Below are 17076 nucleotides of genomic sequence, written 5' to 3'. Positions count from 1 at the left end.
TCAGGCAACGTGGGAACCCTTCGGGACGACGGTGATCCCCGAGTCGGTGACGGTGAAGCCTCGGGCTCGGTCCTCCTCGTGGTCGACGCCGATCCGAGCCCTCTCGTCCACCACCACGAACTTGTCGAGGATGGCGCGGTGCACCTGGGCGTGCCGGTGCACCTGGACGCCGTCCATCACCACGGAGTCGGTGACCGTCGCCCAGGAGTGCAGGTGCACGCCCGGGGACAGGATGGACCCTGCGACGGTCGCGCCGGAGACGAGGACACCAGGTGAGACGATCGAGTCTGCGGCGTGCCCCAGCCGGCCGGGCCCGGCGTGCACGAACTTCGCCGGCGGCAAGCCCGTGTAGCCCGTGTACAAGGGCCAACCCTCGTTGTACAGGTTGAAGACCGGCTGCACCGCGATGAGGTCCTTGTTGGCGTCGAAGTACGCGTCGATGGTCCCGACGTCGCGCCAGTAGGCCCGGTCGCGGTCGGTGGAGCCGGGCACCTCGTTGCGGATGAAGTCGTAGACCCCGGCCGTGCCCTGCTCCACGAAGGCCGGGATGATGTCGCCGCCCATGTCGTGCCGGGAGTCGGGGTCCGCCGCGTCCTTCGTGACGGCCTCGACGAGAGCGTCGGCGTCGAAGACGTAGTTGCCCATCGAGGCCAGCACCTCCCGCGGCGAGTCGGGGAGCCCGACGGGGGAGACGGGCTTCTCGAGGAAGTCCCGGATGCGTGTGGGGTCGTCGGGCTCGACGTCGAGGACGCCGAACTGGTCGGCGAGCGCGATCGGTTGACGGATCGCCGCGACGGTGGCCCTTGCGCCCGACTCGACGTGCGCGTCGACCATCTGCGAGAAATCCATGCGGTAGACGTGGTCGGCACCGACCACGACGACGATGTCGGGCCGCTCGTCGTCGATGATGTTCAGGCACTGGTAGATCGCATCTGCCGACCCGAGGTACCAGTGCTTGCCGACGCGCTGCTGCGCCGGGACGGAGGAGACGTAGTTGCCGAGCAGCGGGGACATGCGCCAGGTCTTCGAGATGTGCCGGTCCAGGGAGTGCGACTTGTACTGCGTCAGCACGATCACCTGGAGGTAGCGCGAGTTGATGATGTTCGACAGGGCGAAGTCGACCAACCGGTAGATCCCCCCGAACGGGACCGCGGGTTTGGCGCGCTGGGCTGTCAGCGGCATGAGTCGCTTGCCCTCTCCGCCGGCGAGGACGATGGCCAGGACCCGAGGTTGTGACGACGCCATGCACTGACCCTAGGACCTCGGGGCGGCGTATGCCGCACGACGCGGCGGGGAACGCTACGTTGGCTCTCGTGAGCGCCCTGCTGAGAGTCGACCTGCTGACCCGTGAGTTCCCGCCCCACGTCTACGGGGGTGCCGGGGTCCATGTCGCGGAGCTGTCCGCCGTCCTGCGTCCGCATGCCGAGGTCCGGGTACGTTGCTTCGACGGTCCGCGTCCCGGCGCTGACGGCGTCGTCGGCTACGACGAGCCCGCCACGCTCTCCGGCGCGAACGCGACGTTGCGCACGCTCGGCGTCGACCTGGCGATGGCGGACGACGTCGCCGGTGCCGACGTGGTGCACTCGCACACCTGGTACGCCAACATGGCCGGGCACCTCGGCGGGCTGCTGCACGACATCCCGCACGTGGTCACCGCACATTCGCTCGAGCCGCTGCGTCCCTGGAAGGCCGAGCAGCTCGGCGGCGGCTACGCCGTCTCGAGCTGGGCGGAACGCACCGCCTATCTCGGCGCGGCCGGCATCGTCGCGGTCTCGGCCGGGATGCGGGAGGACATCCTGCGCTGCTATCCCGAGCTGGACCCGGACCGGGTGCACGTGGTCCACAACGGCATCGACCTGGACGGCTGGGTCCGCCCGGCCGAGGACGACGTCGCCCGGGTCGCCGCCCTGCACGGGATCGACCCTGCGCGGCCCGCCGTGGTCTTCGTCGGGCGCATCACCCGGCAGAAGGGGCTGCCCAACTTCCTGCGGGCGGCGGCCCGGTTGCCTCGCGAGGTCCAGGTGGTCCTCTGCGCGGGCGCGCCCGACACCCCCGAGATCATGGACGAGGTCCGCGGGCTGGTCGACGAGCTGCGCGCAGCACGCGGCGGGGGAGCCGCCGCGGGCGTGGTGTGGATCGAGGAGATGCTGCCCCGTCCGGACCTCTGTGCGGTGCTGGCCGCGTCGACGGTCTTCGTCTGCCCGTCGGTCTACGAGCCGCTCGGCATCGTCAACCTCGAGGCCATGGCCGTGGGTCTGCCGGTCGTGGCCACGGCCACCGGGGGCATCCCCGAGGTGGTCGACGACGGCGTCACCGGCGTGCTCGTGCCCATCGACCAGGCGGACGACGGCACCGGCACACCGCTCGACCCCGAGCGGTACGTGAGCGACCTGGCGGCCGCCCTGACCGCCGTCGTCGACGACCCGCGGCGCGCGGCCGCGATGGGCGCCGCCGGACGTCGCCGGGCCGAGGACCACTTCGCCTGGGCGGCGATCGCGGAGCGCACGATGGACGTCTACCGGTCTGTGCTCGCCGCCTCGTGACGGCTCAGCGCACGGAGGCGTAGGTCGCGGCACTCAGCGCGCGGCGCGCTGTGCGCTCGACCTCGCGCAGCGCCGTCGACCGCTGGTCGACCTGCCACAGGTTGACCGCGGCGCCGTCGTCGTCGGTCGCCAGGTCGACGATGGCCAGCAGACGCGTGGCGAGCTGCATGACGCGTGCCCGGCGGCCGTCGAGGTCGGGGACGGGCCAGCCGGAGGTGCTCGAGTGGCGGACCCGCTCGATCGCGTCCGCGGCGTCGTCGCGCCACCGAGCCACGTCGAGGGCGTCGAGCGCGTCGGTCGCGACCACGAGACTGCTCCGCAGCTCACGCTCCGCGTCCGCGAGCGAACCCAGCGTGCCGGCGACGAGCGTCGACCACGGTGCGACCTCCACGACCTCCCACGTCACCAGGTGGCCCGGCTCCAGCGCGCTGCCGAACGCGGTGATGCGGGGTACGGCGGCCCACGAGCCGTCGGCGGTGCTCACGAGCAGGCACTCGCCGGCCTCGGTGGCCGCAGCGGTCGCAGCAGCGGGGACGCCCGAGGGGTCGCCCGGCGAGGGCAGCACAGCGCACACCTCCCGCGGGCCGTGGGAGAAGGTCGCCACGAGCTCCTTGAGCGTGACCTGCCCCGTGCCGGCGCCGGGCAGGCCGAGGACGGCGTGCGGCTCGTCGTCGTCGGTGACCGACCGCACGGCCACGCCGTGGGAGGCGCCGAGAGCCTGCAGCCACAGCGCCAGCACGACGCTGCGGGGCAGGGTGGTGGTCTCGCTCACGTCTCGCACGATAGACGCCTGACGTGCTCCGGCGCCTGTTACGACGCTGCGTGGACCACGTCGGCGATCCCGTCGTGGGGTGGGCCAGGGACGCCCGATGCTCCGGTAGGGTCGGGCACCATGAGCGCGGTACTCGACCTGCAGGGTGTCACCGTACGACGCGGCACCTCCACGATCGTCCACGATGTCGACTGGACCGTCTCCGAGGGGGAGCGCTGGATCGTCCTCGGGCCCAACGGGGCCGGCAAGACGACGCTGCTGCAGATCCTCGCGGCACGTTCGCACCCGACGTCGGGCACGGCGGACCTGCTGGGCGAGCGACTCGGGAAGGTCGACGTGTTCGAGCTGCGGCCTCGCATCGGCTTCTCCTCGGCGGCGCTCGCGGACAAGATCCCGCACCACGAGGCCGTGCGCGACGTCGTGCTGACCGCGGCCTACGGCGTCACGGGTCGCTGGCGCGAGGAGTACGAGGAGCTGGACACCGAGCAGGCGCTGGCGCTGCTGGGCGCGTTCGACGTCGCGGACCTCGCGGACCGGCGCTACGGCACGCTGAGCGAGGGTGAGCGCAAGCGGGTGCAGATCGCCCGCGCGCTCATGACCGACCCGGAGGTGCTGCTGCTCGACGAGCCGGCTGCCGGGCTCGACGTCGCGGGGCGCGAGGAGCTCGTCGGTGCGCTGGCCGAGCTGGCGGGCGACCCGGCCTCACCGGTGCTCGTGGTCGTCACCCACCACGTGGAGGAGATCCCGCCGGGCTTCACCCACCTGCTGCTTCTCGGCGACGGCAAGGTCGAGGCGGCCGGGCCCCTCGAGGAGGTCCTCACCTCCGACAACCTCTCGCGCGCCTTCGGCATGGATCTGCTCGTGGCGCACGGCGGCGGGCGCTGGCTGGCCCGAGCGGTGCGCCCCGCTGCTCGGTAGCGGTACCCGGGGTCGCGGGTAGTTGGTAAAGTCTCAGCAAAAGGCGGTGCGTGCGGCCCTGTCCGGGCCGTGGGTGTCCTGGAACCAGTAGGTCCGGAGGAATCGATGGATGCTTGGCTCTGGTGGCTGATCGGGGCGTTCGTCCTCGCGGTGATCGAGATGTTCGCCCTGGAGCTCGTCTTCGTCATGCTCGCCGGCGGGGCGCTGGCCGGTGCGGCGACTGCGGCAGCCGGTGGTCCGCCATGGCTGCAGATCATCGTGGCCTGCGTCGTCTCCCTGCTGCTGCTGGCTCTTCTCCGACCCTGGCTGGTGCACAACCTGCGCCAGCGCACCCCGCTGGTCGAGACGAACGCCGCCGCCCAGGTCGGCCGGACCGCCGTCGTCGTCGCCGAGGTCACCGAGACCGGCGGGCGGGTCAAGCTCTCCGGTGAGGTCTGGTCCGCCAGGTTGGTGGACGACGGTCTGCCGAACAGCTCCGGCCGCGTCCCGGTGGGTGTGGAGGTCCGCGTGGTGATGATCGACGGTGCGACCGCCGTCGTCGCCCCCGCCGCCGCTCCGAGCGGCACCACCGACGCTGGTGGCACCGGGCTGACGCCCTGATCACCGAGTGGCCGCGGCCTCCGAGGTGCGCGGTCCCGAGAACCATGCCCGACGAGAGAAAGAGACCTTCGTGGAACCCACCACATTCATCGGCTACATCGCGCTAGTCGTCGTCGCGATCTTCGTGATCGTGACGCTCTTCAAGGCGGTCCGGGTGGTCCCCCAGGCGACCGCCCTGATCGTGGAACGGCTCGGCCGGTACAACAAGACCTTTGCACCGGGCCTCAACTTCCTGTTCCCCTTCATCGACAAGGTGCGTGCCGGCGTCGACCTGCGTGAGCAGGTCGTGTCCTTCCCGCCGCAGCCGGTGATCACCTCGGACAACCTCGTGGTCAGCATCGACACGGTCATCTACTTCCAGGTGACCGAGCCGAAGTCCGCGGTGTACGAGATCGCGAACTACATCAGCGGTATCGAGCAGCTCACCGTGACCACGCTGCGTAACGTCGTCGGGTCGATGGACCTGGAGCAGACGCTGACCAGCCGTGACCAGATCAACGGCCAGCTCCGTGGCGTGCTGGACGAGGCGACCGGTCGCTGGGGCGTGCGCGTCAACCGCGTCGAGCTGAAGTCGATCGAGCCGCCCGCGTCCGTGCAGGGCGCGATGGAGCAGCAGATGCGCGCCGAGCGCGACCGCCGTGCCGCGATCCTCACGGCCGAGGGTGTCAAGCAGTCCGCGATCCTCACGGCCGAGGGTGAGAAGCAGTCGCAGATCCTCAAGGCGGAAGGTGACGCCCAGGCGCAGATCCTCACGGCCGAGGGTGAGTCGCGCGCCATCCTGCAGGTCTTCGAGGCCATCCACCGGGGCAACCCCGACCCGAAGCTGCTGGCGTACCAGTACCTGCAGATGCTGCCGGAGATCGCCAACGGCTCCTCGTCGAAGCTGTGGGTCGTGCCGACGGAGTTCACGGCGGCCCTCGGGTCGATCGCCAAGGGCTTCGGTGGCACGCCGGGGACGCCGGGCATCCCGGCCGAGCCGTCGGAGGACGACAGCGACGGCGGTGTCGGGGCCGCCGTGCGGTCCGCGCTCGGTCAGTCCGGCCTGCAGGACCCGGGCGAGGCGCTCGCCGAGGCACGACGCCAGGCTCAGGCCGCCACGGCCGACGCGACGAGCTCCGGCACGCGGTCGGGTGCTCCGTTCGAGTCCGGTGTGGAGCGTGGACAGCGTCCCGCGGGCGAGCAGCCCCCGGCACCGCCGGTCCCGCCGCAGCCGCGCTCGCTCGGCACGGACGACGAGGGCACGCCTCCGGCGCCGTGACCGTCGTCTGACGAGCCGTCCGGCTGCCGGACGACACCGACCAGGCCCTGCCGTCCAGCTGGACGGCAGGGCCTCGTCGTCTTCCGGTGCACCCGTCGTGGTCAAGGCGCACGGGCGGGTCGTCGAGAAGGTCATGTCTCCGGGAGCACCATGAGGCGGGCCGGAGGCGAGCCCTCGCGCTGCCACTCGAACTGCGCCTCGCCGACGACCTGCCAGCCCTTGCGCAGGTAGACGGCGTGAGCCACGCCGTCGCGGTCGTCCACGTCGAGCACAGGTGTGCGCCCCGTGCCGCGGATCCACCCGGCGGCGGCGTCGAGGAGCCGCCCGCCGACGCCGCCGCCCTGGGCGTCAGGGTGCACGAAGAGGACCGAGACGCACCCGAGCTCGGCCACGGGGCGGTCGGCACCCGCCGACCACAGAGCTCCGTGCTCGTCGTCGGGCACCGTAGTGGCGCTGACGTGCCCGACGACGTGCCCGTCACGCTCGGCGACCCAGGCGTGCTCCTCGGTGGGACGCACGATGAAGTTCTCGGTGGGGAACGGCAGCGGCCACCGGTGCGGGTAGCCCGAGGTGGACTGCTGCGCGGCGAGGACGTCGACGAGTGCGCGAAGGTCGCCGTCGCAGCGGTCGCGGATCGTGGCGCGTCGACGAGGCATGTCGACGAGCGTAGGCGACGTCTCGAGGGGTGCGCCGTCAAGCGTTCACGTGCCAGAGTGTGGGCCGTGAGCGCCCACCCTCCCCAGCACGCCGCAGGTCCGACGGACGACACGCGGGACCATGCCGAGGCACGTCGCCCCCGCCCGAGCGTCGCCGTCGGGGCTCTCGCCGTCGTCGCCGTGCTGCTCGCCGTCGTCGCGGCAGGAGCCTTCCTGCCGTCGGTCCCCTGGGTCGGCCAGGTGGGTGGCTACGCCGCGGCCTGGGCACCGTGGCTGGTGGTGCTGGGCCTGGTGGTGACGGCGTGCGCGACGGTCGCGCTGCTGCGTCGCGGGTCCGTGACCCGGGTGGTCTCCGTGGCGGGCGGGCTCGCCGTCGTCGCGCTGTCGTTCACCGTGGTCACCCAGCAGCTGCGGGTGGCGCAGGAGCATGCGGTGGGGGTGCAGATCGCGGACCTGTTCCGTCTCGTCCCGGGCGACCTGGATCCGGACCACGACGCCCAGTACGGAGAGATCGAGGGCGTACCGCAGAACCTCTCGCTGTGGCTCCCTCAGGGGGAGCCCGCAGGCGGGGCGGCCCCGGTCGTGGTCCTGGTGCACGGTGGCGGCTGGGTGTCGGGCGACCGGTTGCAGAGGACGACGGCGTCGCACGCGGCATGGTTCGCCGAGCAGGGGTACCTGGCCGTCAGCATCGACTACCCGCTCTCCGGCGACGACCGGCACCTCTGGGACGTGGTCGAGCCCCAGGTGGCCTGCGCGCTGGTGTGGGCCGGGGAGCACGCTGCCGACCACGGAGGCGACCCGAGCAGGCTGTTCCTGGCCGGTGCCTCTGCGGGAGGAAACCTGGCCCTCCAGGTCGCCTACCGGACGGCCTCCGGGGACCTGGAGCCCGCGTGCGACGGGGCGGTGCCTCCCGTGGCCGCCGTGAGCACGCTGAACCCTGTGGCTTCCCCGGCCGGCCTTCACGGCAACGGCGACCGCGTGAGGGGGGTGACGGCACGCCACGTCACCGAGCAGTACACCGGCGGCACGCCGTCGGATCACCCGGAGCGATACACGGCGACCACCCCGGCCGAGCACGTCACCGCGGCGTCCCCGGCGACCCTCATGGTCGTCGGTGAGGCCGACCGTCTCGTGCCTCCGGACGGGGCGCAGGAGCTGGCCGGGGTGCTCGACGCGGAAGGCGTCGCCCACGAGCTCGTGCTCCTGCCCGCCGCCGACCACACGTTCGACGCGGCACCCGGGGGAGTGGGGACGCAGGCCTGGCGAGAGCTGACGCTGCGGCTGTTCGAGCGTTCCTGACCGCGGGTGGGGCACGATGGAGCAGGTGACCCTCTTCACCGCTCCTCGTGACCATGTCCCCGACCCCGACCTGGCGCACCGTCGCGCACGGGCCGAGGTGACCGTCGTCGGGCCCGACGGCCTCCCGGTGCCCGGGGTCGACGTCGTGGTGGCACAGACCAGGCATGCCTTCGGGTTCGGCTGCATCGGCTTCGAGCTGGTGGACCATGCGAACGGCGCCTCGACCGACCCGGCCTACGACAACGATTTCGCGCACCGCTGGCTCGACCTCTTCAACGTCGCCACCCTGCCGTTCTACTGGGGGACGTTCGAGCCCACGCAGGGCCGGCCCCGCACGGCCGAGATGCTGACGGCTGCCCGCTGGTTCGTCGATCGGGGCGTCTCGGTCAAGGGCCACCCCCTCGTCTGGCACACCGTCCAGCCGCGCTGGCTCCTCGGCCACCCGCTCGAGGAGGTCGAACGCCTGCAGCGTGAGCGCATCCGTCGCGACGTCGCCGACTTCGCCGGCGTGATCGACACCTGGGACGCGATCAACGAGGTCGTGATCATGCCCGTGTTCACCGCCGAGGAGAACGCGATCACCCCGCTCGCGCGGATGAAGGGTCGCGTCGAGACCATCCGCATGGCGTTCGAGGAGGCCCGCGCGACCCATCCGTCGGCGACGTTGCTGCTCAACGACTTCGACATGTCCACGGCCTACGAGTGCCTCGTCGAGGCGGTGCTGGAGGCCGGCATCCGGATCGACCGTCTCGGCCTGCAGTCCCACATGCACCAGGGGTACTGGGGCGAGGAGAAGACGCTGCGCGTCCTCGACCGGTTCGCGCGCTACAACATCCCGATCCACCTCACCGAGACGACGCTGCTGTCCGGCGACCTCATGCCCGACCACGTCGTCGATCTCAACGACTGGCAGGTCGAGAGGTGGCCGACCACGCCGGAGGGGGAGGAGCGGCAGGCGGACGAGGTCGAGCGGCACTACCGCACCCTGCTCAGCCACCCCGCCGTCGAGGTCGTCAACTACTGGGGCCTCGGAGACCGCGGCATGTGGCTCGGGGCGCCGGGCGGGCTGCTGCGCGCGGACGGCTCGCCCAAGCCCGCCTACGAACGGCTGCGCTCGCTGATCAAGGACGAGTGGTGGTACGCGCCCACGACGCTGCGCACCGACGACGCCGGCCGCGTGCAGGTCGACGGGTTCCTCGGTGAGTACGAGGTCTCGCTGCCCGACGGCGGCCCCGCGGCCGCGCTGAGCCTCGACCAGGCGGGGGAGCAGACGGCGCAGGTGCGGCTCGCGGGCTGAGAGAATCCCCGAGTGACCTCGCCCGCCGATCCCCGTCTCGCCGTCGTCCGCGTCACCGATCCGACCGATCCGCGTCTGCGCGACTACACCGACCTGACCGACGTGAAGCTGCGCACCGCCCGTGAGCCCGCCGAGGGCCTGTTCATGGCCGAGTCGTCGAACGTCATCCGGCGGGCCCTCGCCGCGGGGCACCGGCCACGGTCCTTCCTCATGGCCGACAAGTGGCTCGACTCGATGGCGGAGGTGCTCGAGGCGCACCCGGAGGCTCCGGTGTTCGTGGGAGACGAGGACGTGCTGCGCCGCATCACCGGCTTCCACCTGCACCGCGGGGCGCTCGCCGCCATGCACCGGCCGGCGTTGCCCGGCGTGCGCGAGCTCGTGGCCGGCGCGCGGGGCGGTGCCGGTGCTCGCCGCGTCGCGGTGCTCGAGGACCTCGTCGACCACACCAACGTGGGCGCAGCCTTCCGCGCCTGTGCGGGGATGGGGGTCGATGCGGTGCTGGTCTCGCCGCGGTGCGCCGACCCGCTGTACCGCCGGTCGGTCCGGGTCTCGATGGGTACCGTCTTCCAGGTGCCGTGGACCCGTTTCGAGCACTGGCCCCGCGGCGCGCGGGACGGCGCTGCGGATGGCATCGACGCGCTCCACGAGCTGGGGTTCACGGTGGCGGCCCTCGCGCTGGACGGCGACTCGGTCGGCCTCGACGAGCTTGCCGCCGATCCGCCGGAGCGGCTCGCGCTCGTCTTCGGCACCGAGGGGGACGGGCTCGGACGCCGCACGGTCGCGGCGTGCGACCTCACCGTGCGGATCCCGATGGCGGGCGCCGTCGACTCACTGAACGTGGCGTCGGCGGTCGCGGTGGCGACCTGGGCGACCCGCGCTTCCTAGCGTTCCGCTGGCGACGGCCTCGGTACGGGAGGCGCGCACGTACCGTCGTCGCAGAGCATCCCGTCCACGCCGTCGACGACGACGAAGCGCGCGGCCGCCGCAGCGACAGGCGTCGGGTCGTGGGGATCGAGGCTGTCGCCGGTCGCCGCGACGGGCTCCGGCGCGGTCACGCGGCCTCCTGCTCGGCGACGGCGCGCTGGAGTGCTTCGACGAAGACCTCCGCGGGCTGGGCGCCGGAGACGGCGAGCTTCTCGTCCAGGACGAAGAACGGCACCCCGGTGATGCCGTAGGCCCTCGCGCGGGCGACGTCGTCGGCCACCTCGGCGGCGAACGAGCCGTCGGCGAGCGCCGCGATCGCGACGTCGCGGTCCAGCCCGGCCTCCGCGGCCAGGTCGGCCAGCTCCTCGAGGTGGCCGACGTGCCGTCCCTCGACGAAGAAGGCGGACAGGAGGCGGTCCTTCAGCTCCGCCTGCCGGCCGTGCGCCCGTGCGAGGTGCAGGAGCCGGTGGGCGTGGAAGGTGTTGGCCGGCTGCATGCGCTCGTAGTCGAAGTCGAGGCCTACCTGCTGCGCCATGGTCGTGGTCTGCCGCTCCATGCCGCGTGCCCGCTCGACCGTGACACCCATCTTGGCGGCGAGCTGTTCGGCGTTGCTGCCGGTGATGTCCTCGGGAAGGTCCGGGTCGAGCTGGAACGAGCGGTACGTGATCTCGACGGGGACGCCGCTGGTGCTCACCGCGGCCTCGAGGTTGCGCTTGCCGATGTAGCAGAAGGGGCAGGCGATGTCGGACCAGACGTCGACCCGGACGGGTGCTGTGGGCATGGGGGAGGTCTCCTCGGGTGCTGTCCTGGGTACGGGCCGTCGGCCCGTCCAGGGCTGCCCAACGCTCGGGGCGGCTCGGTTCTTCCCGTGGTCATTCGCCGCGCTCTGGCTGGTGGTGCATGCGCTCGCGGGCCGTGCGGCCGCGGTGGGCGGCGGGGACGACGCCGGTGGCCGCGGCCAGGCCGATCGGCCTGGCGACGTCCATGTACAGCGACTCGTGGCCACCGGCAGGGACGGAGAACGTCTCGTGCCAGACGCCGACCGTGCCGGGCACGCGCCGGGCGCGGCGGTAGAACTCGACCCAGGCGGGCCGGTGCTCGCGCCCGCCGTCGTTGGCGTACGCGTAGATGTCGTCGACGCTGCGCCAGTACTGCACCACGGTCGGTCCACGCAGCCCGACCAGGGTGGTGGCGCCGAGGAACCCCGTGTCGGGATCCCGATACAGCTCGCGGAGCATCGGGCCCATGGCGGCCAGCGCTGGCCACCAGCCGTCGGGCCGCCAGAGCTTGTTGATCCGGGCGCCGATGAGGAAGACGGCGAGGTCGCCGTCGTGGTCGTGCGTCGTGAGGTCGACCATGAGATCTCCTTGGATAGTCCAACTCTCCATTATTGGACAGTGCTACTCTCCAATGTCAAGGCCGAAAGGAGAACGATGCGCATCTCAGGGCTCGCGGCGACCACGGGGGTCGCGGTGGCGACGTTGAAGTACTACCTGCGCGAGGGGCTCCTGCCGCCGGGGACCGCGACGTCACGCACCCAGGCGACCTACGACGAGGCGCACGTGTCGCGGGTGCGGCTCGTGCGGGCGCTCACGGAGTCCGCAGGGCTGAGCCTCGGCGCCGTGCGCGAGGTCCTCGCCGCGCTGGACGACCCGCCGCCATCGCGTCATGACCTGCTCGGGGCGGCCCACCACGCGTTGGTCGCGGCGGAGGGCAGAGGTCGACCCGGCGGCGACGAGCAGGACACGGCCCGACGCCGCGCTCGTGAGCTCGTGGCGGAGCGCGGCTGGTGCGACGACCCGCTGCTCGTGGACCGGCTGGCCGAGCAGCTCCGGGCCGCCGACGCCGCAGGGGTGGTCGTCTCGGACGACTACCTCCGGTCGCTCGCCGCGGCGGCGGACCTGGTCGCGGCGGCCGACCTGACCACCGTGCAGCTCGAACCGGCGGCCGCGCTGCGGCAGGTCGTGGTGGGGACCCTGCTCACGGACCCCCTTGTGCTCACGCTACGACGCATGGCCCAGGTGCGGGCCAGTCAGGAAGTCTTCGGGGCGTGACGCCTCGGCGCACGGCGCTCGCGGTGTGACTCCGATCACGGAGGTTGCCCTGAGCATCCCAGGTGAGGTTAGGCTGGCCTGCGTGACTGAGACCGCCGCTGCCACCGAGACCGCACCGACCGGCATCGTCGCGCCGCAGCCGTGGCGCATGTTCGACGTCGAGGTCAAGCGCGTCACGCGGCTGTGCCCCTCGTTCGTCCGCATCACCTTCACGGGGGATGACCTCGACCAGTTCGCGGACAACGGGGCCGACCAGCGGATCAAGTTCCTGCTGCCCGCGCCCTGCGGAGGCTGGGAGTACCTCGACCGGCAGAACCCGGACTGGTTCACGTCGTGGCGGGCCCTTCCCGAGGAGCGTCGCAACCCGCTGCGCACCTACACGGTGCGTGCGGTGCGGCCGGGTCTGCGCGAGGTCGACGTCGACATCGTCCTGCACGGCGACACCGGCCCGGCGTCCCGCTGGGCCAACGGCGCTCGCCCGGGTACGCCGCTGGTCCTTCTCGGGCCGAATGCCGCTCACCCGGGTGGCCACGGCGGCCGCGAGTTCGCCCCGCCGGCGACGAGCCACGCGCTGCTGCTCGCCGGGGACGAGACGGCGGTCCCGGCGATCGCGTCGATCTGCGAGGCGTTGCCCGGCGACGCCGTCGGCGAGGTCTTCCTCGAGGTGCCGCACCGCGAGGACCGCTGGACGCTCGCCGCACCCGCCGGGGTGCGGATCACCTGGCTGGCTCGTGAGGACGACGAGCACGGTGCGCTCCTCGTGCCCGCCGTCCAGGACGCGGCCGACCGCATGCTCGCGATGGGCGTGCGGGCGGCGGCCGACGACGAGCCCCCGTCGCCCTCCCGCGAGCTGTCAAGCGACCTGGAGGACGTCGACATCGACGACGGGATCCTCTGGGAGGTCCCCGTCGACGACGCGGGCAGGCCGCTGGCGCAGGACACGGTCCTGTACGCCTGGCTCGCCGGGGAGGCGGGCGTGATCAAGACGCTGCGGCGCTACCTGGTCAGCACCAAGGGCGTCGACCGCACGTCGGTCGCCTTCATGGGCTACTGGCGTCGCGGACGCGCCGAGTGCTGAGCGGGCCGTCCTGAGCTAGCCGCGCACGACGCCGAGGCCCGGCACCACCTCGACCCACGGCGCCGCGCAGAGCAGGTCGCCGGGCATCAGCAGCTTGGAGCGGCGCAGCCCGGAGCCCATGAGGGCGAGCGCGCCCGGGGCTGCGAACCGCTCGTCGACCAGCACCTGCCATGACTCCGGCAGGCCGACGGGGGTGATGCCGCCGTACTCCATCCCGGACTCCGCCGTGGCCCGCTCCGTCGCCAGGAACGAGGCCTTGCGGGCGTCCAGGAGCTTGCGGACCCGCGTGTTGACGTCCGCGTGGGTCGTGGCGGTGACGACGCAGGCCGCGACGCGCTCGACGTCGCCGCGGCGTCCGGCGACCACGACGCAGTTGGCGGAGGCCTCCGGCGGCAGGCCGTGCACCTCGTTCAGCGTCGCCGTGTCGGCATGGTCGGGGTCGATGGCGGCGACCGCGACCTCGGCGGCGACGCGGTCGTCCACCGCGGACCAGGCGCGCAGGGCGGCGGCGACTGGCGTCGCCACGAGCTCGGGGTGCCCGAGGGCGGGCATCCAGTCGAGGTCGCCGAGCGTGGGCAGGCGCTGTGCCGTCGCGTCGCTCATCGCTGGTAGGTCCCCGTGAGCGTCGCGCGCGCGAGCGTGTGGAAGTACACGTTGAACGCGGCCTGCACGTTCGTGTGGTCGGTCGTCAGCTCCAGCGAGTCGACGTCGAGGGCGTGCACGGCGAACACGTAGCGGTGCGCGCGGTCGCCGGGCGGCGGGCCCGCACCCTCGAAACCGGGCTGCCCGCCGTCGGAGGTGAGCTGGAACGCGTCGTCCGGCAGACCGGATCCGTCGGCAGCGCCCGCGCCGCGGGCGAGCGAGGTCACCGACGCGGGCAGGTCGAGCACGTGCCAGTGCCAGTAGCCCGACGGCGTGGGGGCGTCGACGTCGAAGCAGCTCACCACGAACGACCGCGTGGCCTCGGGGAAGCCCGACCAGGACAGCTCCGGCGAGGTGTTGCCGCCGTCGGCCGCGTGGTCCGACGGCATCGGCTCGCCGGGCGAGAAGTCCGCACTGGTCAGCTCGAACGTCGCAGGGGCGGGAAGCAGGGAGTAGGGGTCCGGGGGAACAGGGCGCGTGAAGTCCATGCCACCACTGTGGTGCGGACCGCGGCTCGCGGCAACGTCACGGACGAGACGGTGTCACAGCAGGTAGCAAGGAGTGTCCGGGGGATGGCGGGCGTGGTAGCGTCGGCGCTACAAACCGACTGGGCGGTACGCTGCGAGACGGCGACCGGTGCCGTGGACGACGACGTTCGAGGGGTGGCGCAGTGCGCAGGTTCGCAGGACAGGTCACGGTCATCACGGGCGCGAGCCGAGGTATCGGGCTCGCGGTGGCTCGGCGCCTCGTGGCCGAGGGAGGCCAGGTCGTGCTCACGGGCGCAAGCCCGATGCCCTCGAGGAGGCCGTGGCCGAGCTCGGTGCCCAGAATGCCTCCGCCGTGGCGGGCAAGGTCGACGACGACGCCCACCGCGAGGAGGTCTTCGCCCACGTCGCGGAGCGGTACGGGCGCCTGGACCACCTGGTGAACAACGCGGGCATCAACCCCGCCTGGGGGCCCGTGCTGGAGGTCGAACCGTCGGTCGTGCGCAAGATCGTCGACGTCAACGTGGTGGCCGCCCTGGAGTGGACCCGCGACGCCGTCGCGGCGGGGCTGTGCTCCTCGGTCGTCAACACCGCCTCGATCTCCGGGACGTCCACGAGCCCCAACATCGCCTTCTACGGCGTCTCGAAGGCCGCGCTGATCAACCTCACGGCGCAGCTCGCCCAGGAGCTCGCGCCGCGGCTGCGCGTCAACGCCGTCGCTCCGGCCGTCGTCAAGACGCACCTGTCGCGCGCACTCTACGAGTCGCGCGAGGACGAGGTGGTCGCCGGGTACCCGCTCGGCCGCCTCGGCCTGCCCGACGACGTGGCGGGACCGATCGCGTTCCTGCTGTCCGACGACGCGGCATGGGTCACCGGCCAGACACTCCGTATCGACGGTGGCGCGTCCATCGTGCCCGTCGGGTGAAGGATGGACCTATGAAGACCACCAACGTCGCCGACTCGGTCCTGCAGGCCGCCCTCGACCTCTTCGCGACCCAGGGCTACGCCACCACCAGCGTCCAGCAGATCGTCGAGGCCGCAGGCGTCACCAAGGGCGCCATGTACCACTACTTCCAGTCCAAGGACGATCTGCTCTTCGCGATCTACGACCGCATGCTGTCGTTGCAGAAGCGTCGTCTCGAGGAGATCGTCGCGGACGGGGGGCGCACGACCGACGTCCTGCGCGCGGTGTGCGTCGACGTGGTCGAGACCTCGATCGACCTGCTGCCCGAGGGCACGGTGTTCTTCCGGAGCATGCACATGCTCACGGAACCGCGGCGCAAGGAGGTCACCCGGCGGCGGCGCGAGTACCACGACCAGTTCGCCGCGCTCGTCGCCCAGGGGCAGGCCGAGGGCGCCGTGCGGACGGACGTGCCGCGGTCGGTGCTGATCGCCCACTTCTTCTCCGACGTGCACTACCTGTCCTACTGGTACTCGCCGTCGGGCCCGGAGAGCAAGACGGAGGTCGCGAACCAGCTGACCGACCTCTTCCTGAGCAGCATCACCGTGGAGGACGGATGACGCGGTGCCAGGTGTCCGGAGCGCACCGCGCAGTCGGTATGTGAGCGCACCGCGGCGCTACGGCGAGGTGTGTCGCAGGACCTCCGGCAGGAACTGGTCCCACGTCTCGGGCGGCGGCACCTGATGCCCCATGTCGGCGAGCACGAGGAGCCGCGACCCGGGGATCTCGTCGGCGAGGAGCTCGCCGTGGCCAGGGAAGAGCGGGTCCTGCGCCCCGTGGACCACGAGGGTCTGTGCGGCGATGTCGGCCAGGGTGCCGTGGACGGCACCGCCCGGTCCGGCCTCGGCATGACGGGCGCCGGCCGTCGGGTCGGCGCTCCGGTGCACCGCGCGCGTCGCGACCGCTCTCGTCCGCGCTGCGTCGAAGCTGCCTCGACCGGTCAGCACGCGGTCCTCGGCAACCAGGGCGGCCACGACCGCCGCGGTATCCGTCGGGTCGGGTCCAGGGGTGCCCCACAGGCCTGCGACCTCGGGTGACGGGGGCGGCATCGTCGGTCGGCCGGGAGAGTCGACGGCGCGTGTGGTCGCCACCAGGGTCACCGAGGCGACGCGGTCCGGGCGTTCGATCGCCAGCCGTTGCACGAAGGCTCCGCCCATCGACAGGCCGACCAGGTGGGCATGCTCCACGCCCGACGCGTCGAGGACGCGCAGTGCGTCGTGGGCCAGGTCGCGGTCGGTGTAGTCGGGCTTCCCCGGTGCGGACAGGGTGGACCGGCCCGTGTCCCGGTGGTCGTAGCGCAGGACCCGTCGCCCGCTGGCGACCAGCTCTGCGCAGAGATCGGCGGGCCACCAGTCCATCGACGACCCGAGCCCGCCGACCAGCAGGATCGCCGGAGCGGCGCCGTCGCCGGCGTCCTGGTAGCACAGCCGTGCCCTGTCAGCGGTGGCGAAGAGCTCCGGTCCCAGGGCCTCGCCGTCGGCCGGCCCGATCCGGCCGTGCTCGCGTACGGTGCTGGTCCGTCCCGTCATGCCGTCCACTCCCTCCGGGTACCGGTGTCGTGTCTGTGCTGACACGAAGGACGGTCAAGA

Annotated in this window: 19 protein-coding genes and 1 pseudogene; 11 read left to right on the top strand and 9 right to left on the bottom strand. The window is 72.3% G+C overall.

Annotated elements, in window-relative coordinates; translation table 11 throughout:
• Entirely contained in the window at nt 1-1245 is a 1245-nt protein-coding gene (gene glgC / locus PZC42_RS10315; RefSeq protein WP_277210667.1) for a glucose-1-phosphate adenylyltransferase, read from the bottom strand.
• 80 nt (nt 1246-1325) lie between these two features.
• Here glgC and glgA point away from each other — a divergent pair, with 80 nt between their 5' ends.
• Nucleotides 1326-2543 (top strand): glycogen synthase, encoded by a 1218-nt coding sequence (glgA, locus tag PZC42_RS10310; protein WP_277210790.1) that lies wholly within the window; start codon nt 1326-1328, stop codon nt 2541-2543.
• A gap of 4 nt (nt 2544-2547) precedes the next feature.
• Here glgA and PZC42_RS10305 read toward each other — a convergent pair whose 3' ends face one another.
• Nucleotides 2548-3315: an Rv1486c family protein gene (locus PZC42_RS10305; RefSeq protein ID WP_277210665.1), complete on the bottom strand. Its 768-nt coding sequence runs from the start codon at nt 3313-3315 to the stop codon at nt 2548-2550.
• Between the two features lie 120 nt (nt 3316-3435).
• Between PZC42_RS10305 and PZC42_RS10300 the strand changes: the two genes are divergently transcribed.
• From PZC42_RS10300 to PZC42_RS10290, 3 genes are all read left to right on the top strand, one after another.
• Nucleotides 3436-4233 (top strand): ABC transporter ATP-binding protein, encoded by a 798-nt coding sequence (locus PZC42_RS10300; protein WP_277210663.1) that lies wholly within the window; start codon nt 3436-3438, stop codon nt 4231-4233.
• Between the two features lie 105 nt (nt 4234-4338).
• Nucleotides 4339-4833 (top strand): NfeD family protein, encoded by a 495-nt coding sequence (locus tag PZC42_RS10295; RefSeq protein ID WP_277210661.1) that lies wholly within the window; start codon nt 4339-4341, stop codon nt 4831-4833.
• Between the two features lie 70 nt (nt 4834-4903).
• On the top strand, nt 4904-6091 hold the full coding sequence (locus PZC42_RS10290) for an SPFH domain-containing protein (RefSeq protein ID WP_277210659.1): 1188 nt from the start codon (nt 4904-4906) through the stop codon (nt 6089-6091).
• A gap of 131 nt (nt 6092-6222) precedes the next feature.
• On the opposite strand, the gene PZC42_RS10285 is transcribed toward PZC42_RS10290, so the two are convergent.
• Entirely contained in the window at nt 6223-6747 is a 525-nt protein-coding gene (locus tag PZC42_RS10285; protein WP_277210657.1) for a GNAT family N-acetyltransferase, read from the bottom strand.
• Between the two features lie 66 nt (nt 6748-6813).
• Between PZC42_RS10285 and PZC42_RS10280 the strand changes: the two genes are divergently transcribed.
• The 3 genes from PZC42_RS10280 to PZC42_RS10270 are packed head-to-tail and all read left to right on the top strand — an operon-like array spanning nt 6814 to nt 10228.
• Entirely contained in the window at nt 6814-8046 is a 1233-nt protein-coding gene (locus tag PZC42_RS10280) for an alpha/beta hydrolase (protein ID WP_277210655.1), read from the top strand.
• A gap of 25 nt (nt 8047-8071) precedes the next feature.
• Entirely contained in the window at nt 8072-9343 is a 1272-nt protein-coding gene (locus PZC42_RS10275) for an endo-1,4-beta-xylanase (protein WP_277210653.1), read from the top strand.
• Between the two features lie 12 nt (nt 9344-9355).
• Complete coding sequence (locus PZC42_RS10270; protein WP_277210651.1) at nt 9356-10228, top strand: TrmH family RNA methyltransferase; 873 nt, start codon at nt 9356-9358, stop codon at nt 10226-10228.
• Here PZC42_RS10270 and PZC42_RS10265 read toward each other — a convergent pair.
• The 3 genes from PZC42_RS10265 to PZC42_RS10255 all read right to left on the bottom strand — a co-directional run bounded on the left by PZC42_RS10265 (nt 10225) and on the right by PZC42_RS10255 (nt 11625).
• A complete protein-coding gene (locus PZC42_RS10265; protein ID WP_277210649.1) occupies nt 10225-10398 on the bottom strand; it encodes a hypothetical protein in 174 nt (57 codons plus the stop codon). The genes PZC42_RS10270 and PZC42_RS10265 overlap by 4 nt on opposite strands.
• Nucleotides 10395-11048 carry a DsbA family oxidoreductase gene (locus PZC42_RS10260; RefSeq protein WP_277210647.1) on the bottom strand — a complete coding sequence of 218 codons (654 nt, stop codon included), beginning with the start codon at nt 11046-11048 and terminating at the stop codon, nt 10395-10397. The genes PZC42_RS10265 and PZC42_RS10260 overlap by 4 nt, the downstream gene beginning before the upstream one ends.
• Nucleotides 11049-11139: 91 nt before the next feature.
• A complete protein-coding gene (locus PZC42_RS10255; RefSeq protein ID WP_277210645.1) occupies nt 11140-11625 on the bottom strand; it encodes a DUF4188 domain-containing protein in 486 nt (161 codons plus the stop codon).
• Between the two features lie 75 nt (nt 11626-11700).
• Here PZC42_RS10255 and PZC42_RS10250 point away from each other — a divergent pair, with 75 nt between their 5' ends.
• Both PZC42_RS10250 and PZC42_RS10245 read left to right on the top strand, forming a co-directional pair.
• Nucleotides 11701-12321, top strand: a complete 621-nt coding sequence (locus tag PZC42_RS10250; RefSeq protein WP_277210643.1) for a MerR family transcriptional regulator — start codon at nt 11701-11703, stop codon at nt 12319-12321.
• An 82-nt stretch (nt 12322-12403) separates the two neighbouring features.
• Nucleotides 12404-13399, top strand: a complete 996-nt coding sequence (locus tag PZC42_RS10245) for a siderophore-interacting protein (RefSeq protein WP_438802944.1) — start codon at nt 12404-12406, stop codon at nt 13397-13399.
• Between the two features lie 15 nt (nt 13400-13414).
• Here the strand turns inward: PZC42_RS10245 and PZC42_RS10240 are convergent, their stop codons facing one another.
• Entirely contained in the window at nt 13415-14002 is a 588-nt protein-coding gene (locus PZC42_RS10240) for a YbaK/EbsC family protein (RefSeq protein WP_277210641.1), read from the bottom strand.
• Nucleotides 13999-14529, bottom strand: coding sequence for a YbhB/YbcL family Raf kinase inhibitor-like protein (locus tag PZC42_RS10235; RefSeq protein WP_277210639.1), 531 nt, complete (start codon nt 14527-14529; stop codon nt 13999-14001). The genes PZC42_RS10240 and PZC42_RS10235 overlap by 4 nt, the downstream gene beginning before the upstream one ends.
• 182 nt (nt 14530-14711) lie before the next feature.
• Here PZC42_RS10235 and PZC42_RS10230 point away from each other — a divergent pair.
• Both PZC42_RS10230 and PZC42_RS10225 read left to right on the top strand, forming a co-directional pair.
• Nucleotides 14712-15451 (top strand): annotated as a pseudogene (locus PZC42_RS10230) (SDR family oxidoreductase).
• Between the two features lie 11 nt (nt 15452-15462).
• Complete coding sequence (locus PZC42_RS10225; RefSeq protein ID WP_277210637.1) at nt 15463-16047, top strand: TetR/AcrR family transcriptional regulator; 585 nt, start codon at nt 15463-15465, stop codon at nt 16045-16047.
• 57 nt (nt 16048-16104) lie between these two features.
• Here the strand turns inward: PZC42_RS10225 and PZC42_RS10220 are convergent, their stop codons facing one another.
• Nucleotides 16105-17016 carry an alpha/beta fold hydrolase gene (locus PZC42_RS10220; protein ID WP_277210635.1) on the bottom strand — a complete coding sequence of 304 codons (912 nt, stop codon included), beginning with the start codon at nt 17014-17016 and terminating at the stop codon, nt 16105-16107.
• Between the last annotated feature and the right edge of the window lie 60 nt (nt 17017-17076).

Source organism: Isoptericola croceus, assembly GCF_029382255.1.
In the GTDB taxonomy this organism is placed as follows: Bacteria; Actinomycetota; Actinomycetes; order Actinomycetales; family Cellulomonadaceae; genus Isoptericola; species Isoptericola croceus.
This window is presented reverse-complemented; position numbering and strand designations above follow the sequence as displayed.